Here is a 2972-nt window from a genome sequence, read left to right on the forward strand (position 1 = left end):
GCCCGCGACCGATGTGGCCGTCGTCTTCGGTCGCGGGCACGTCGCCGGTCGTACGGATCCGGTCGGAGGCCGCCGCCTGCATCCAGGTCATCGGCGTCAGCGCCAGCACGCACGCGACCATGAGGCCCTGCACGGCACGGCGCCTTCCGCGCTGCGTCCTCGGCAGGTGTGGCCTGCGCATGTGTGGTCTCCCGCCGGTGAGGTGGCTCCTGAGTGATCGGACGCGCGGGGCGGCCGTCCGGTTGCGTGCACGCACAGTTCGGCGGGGGCCGAAGCGTTCCGGGCCTAGCGTGCGGGGCATGACGTTCGCGACGCACGAGTTCACCCGTTACGCCGAGGTGCGGGCCGCCCTCGCCGACCCGCTCCTGGTCCCGACGCCCGCGGAACCGGGGCCGGTCGGCACGGTGGCCTGGCTGCGCGCCTCCGTCGCCCGCTTCAGCTCGGGCGAGGAGCACGCGTGGCGCCGGGCGCTGGTGGAGGCGGAGCTGGCACGGCTCGACCCGGCGGAGCTGCGCAAGGCCGTGGGGGGAGCGGACGGTGACGGGGACGGGGAATCCGGGGCAGCGGTGGTCCGCGCCCTCGCCGGGGCGATGGGGCTCGCGGAGCCGGACGCCGTCGCGGATGCGGTCGGTGTGGCGGCGGGGGCGTACTTCGGCGGGGGAGGCGCTGCGGAGGACGCGGCGGTGGCCCGGCTGGTGGAGCTGTGCGGGCCGGAGCCGGAGGTCGCGGCGCACCGGATCGGTCTGCTCGTACAGGCGTGTGATGCGACCGGAGGCCTGGTGGACAGGGCGCGGGCGCGGGGCGGTGCGGGGGAGTCCGTCGAGGCGCGGCTGGAGGAGACGCTGCGGTACGACCCGCCGGTACGGGTCATGCGCAGGACGGCGATGGGGGACACGCGGGTCGGCGGGGTGGCAGTCGCCGCGGGGGACCTGGTGCTTCTCGACATCGCGGCGGGCAACCGGGACCCGGAGGCGGACGGGGACCACTTCACCTTCGGGGCCGAGCCCCGGATCTGCCCGGGGCGCGCACACGCCCTGGCGCTCGCGGCGGGCATCCTGGAGCGCGGGCCGGGCCGCGAACTCGCCGAAGGCATCACGCACATGGTCGAGCACGTACTCCGCCTCGCGTCGACCTGGACGCACTGGGACGGGCGCCCGCGCCCCGTGGACGACCGGGTGTACACCCCGCACAAGGCGATCCGCCGGGTTGCGGACCACCTGGTCGACCACCTTGCGGAGCTTGAGGCCCGACTGGCCGGCGAAGAGACGCAGCCCGACCACTGGCACGCCTCGGCCACCACGACCCCGGCCGACCTGGCGGCGTTCACCCAGGAGGACCTGGAGGAGGCGCACAGCAGACTGAACAGGTTGGCGAGGATCTGGGCGAACCGACTCGACGCCCTCACCGCCGCCCAGCTCGACGTTCCCCAAGCTCTCAACTTCGTTCGAGCAGGGCAGACCCCATTGCCGGGGACGGGCTGGACGTTCCGCGAGATCGCCGCGCATCTGCCAGGTTCGGCGTACTACGCCGATTCCGTAGGGGACCTGACCCCCGCCGCGACAGCCGCAGCCACCCCCGCCGCAACACCCGCCAAGGAGCAGACGACATGAACGACTTCACCGCACTCCACCACCGCCCCGGCACCCCGCTCCTGCTCCCCAACGCCTGGGACCACGCCTCCGCGACGGCACTCGCCGCCGAGGGCTTCGAGGCGATCGGTACGACGAGCCTGGGCGTGGCCGCGGCGGCCGGACTCCCCGACGGCACGGGTGCGACCCGTGAGGAGACGCTGCAGCTGGCCGGGCGGCTGGGCGGGGGCGGCTTCCTGCTGACGGTGGACGCGGAGGGAGGTTTCAGCGACGACCCGTCGGAAGTGGCTTCATTTGTACGGGAGTTGGCGGATTCGGGCGCGGTCGGCATCAACCTGGAGGACGGCCGGGGCGACGGCACGCTCACCCCGGTGGAGCTGCACGCGGCGAAGATCGCGGCGGTGAAGGAGGCCGTGCCGGGGATGTTCGTCAATGCCCGTACGGACACCTACCGGCTGGGCGGCGGCCAGGAGAAGGAGACCGCGCACCGGCTGGCGGCCTACCAACAGGCGGGCGCGGACGGCGTGTTCGTCCCCGCACTGAGCGACGCACCGACGATCACCGCCCTGCTCAAGCACCTCGACGTACCGCTGAACATCCTCTACTCGGCCACGGGCCCCACCGTGCCCGAACTCGGCGCCCTGGGCGTGAGCCGGGTGAGCCTCGGCTCGCTGCTCTTCCGGGCGGCGCTGGGCGCGGCCGTGCAGGTGGCGCGGGACATCAGGGCGGGCCGGACGGCGGAGCAGGGCACGGTGTCGTACGCACAGGTGCAGCGGCTCAGCTCGGGGGCGTAGATCCCCGCCCTGTCCCGACCGCCGGCCTCCCACGCGACCGCACGGGTGTGTGAGGCCCGCGAAAGCACCCGTCACTCCCACGCAATCCCCAGGCAACCTCCGCCCGGCAGGATCGGTTCATGACGGAGCCCGAGCACCCTCGCGATGTACGGACCGACTTGGTGCCCCTCGACACCACGTCGGGTCTGCTGACCCGCATCACCGCGGAACTCGGAACCCAGCTCAGCCTTGTCTCCCTGAACGGAACCCGCAGGACCGTGCACACCGATCACGCCGACCAGAACGCGCCCACCCTCGTCGCCGTCGCCCACGGCAGCCGCGACCCGCGGGCCCTGCGCACCGTGACGACCCTCCTGGAGCGGGTGAGCGAGCTGCGCCCGGGGATCTCCGTGCGCCTCGGCCACATCGAGCTGAACGAGCCGCTGCTCCCCGCCGCCCTCGCCTCGCTCGGCACCGGCAGGGCCATCCTCGTACCCCTTCTGCTCAGCCGCGGCTACCACGTCAAGCACGACCTCCCCGAGGCCGCGGCCACCGCGCCCCGCCTGCACACCCGCACCGCGGCCCCGCTCGGCCCGCACCCGCTGCTCGT

General features: G+C 73.8%; 3 protein-coding genes and 1 pseudogene. 3 read left to right on the forward strand and 1 reads right to left on the reverse strand.

The features are described from left to right. Positions 1 to 181: pseudogene (locus J0695_RS38770) on the reverse strand (hypothetical protein); the annotation flags it as partial. A 118-nt stretch (positions 182 to 299) separates the two neighbouring features. On the opposite strand from J0695_RS38770, the gene J0695_RS44615 reads away from it, so the two are divergent. The 3 genes from J0695_RS44615 to J0695_RS38785 form a co-directional block, all read left to right on the forward strand. Next, positions 300 to 1610, forward strand: a complete 1311-nt coding sequence (locus J0695_RS44615; RefSeq protein ID WP_242553736.1) for a cytochrome P450 family protein — start codon at positions 300 to 302, stop codon at positions 1608 to 1610. Then, positions 1607 to 2383 (forward strand): isocitrate lyase/PEP mutase family protein, encoded by a 777-nt coding sequence (locus J0695_RS38780; protein WP_206969555.1) that lies wholly within the window; start codon positions 1607 to 1609, stop codon positions 2381 to 2383. Before J0695_RS44615 ends, J0695_RS38780 begins: the two co-directional genes overlap by 4 nt. 119 nt (positions 2384 to 2502) lie before the next feature. After that, a partial coding sequence (locus tag J0695_RS38785; protein WP_206969556.1) for a sirohydrochlorin chelatase occupies positions 2503 to 2972 on the forward strand: 470 nt, incomplete at its 3' end.

This window comes from Streptomyces beijiangensis (genome assembly GCF_017315755.1).
GTDB classification, from domain to species: domain Bacteria; phylum Actinomycetota; class Actinomycetes; order Streptomycetales; family Streptomycetaceae; genus Streptomyces; species Streptomyces beijiangensis.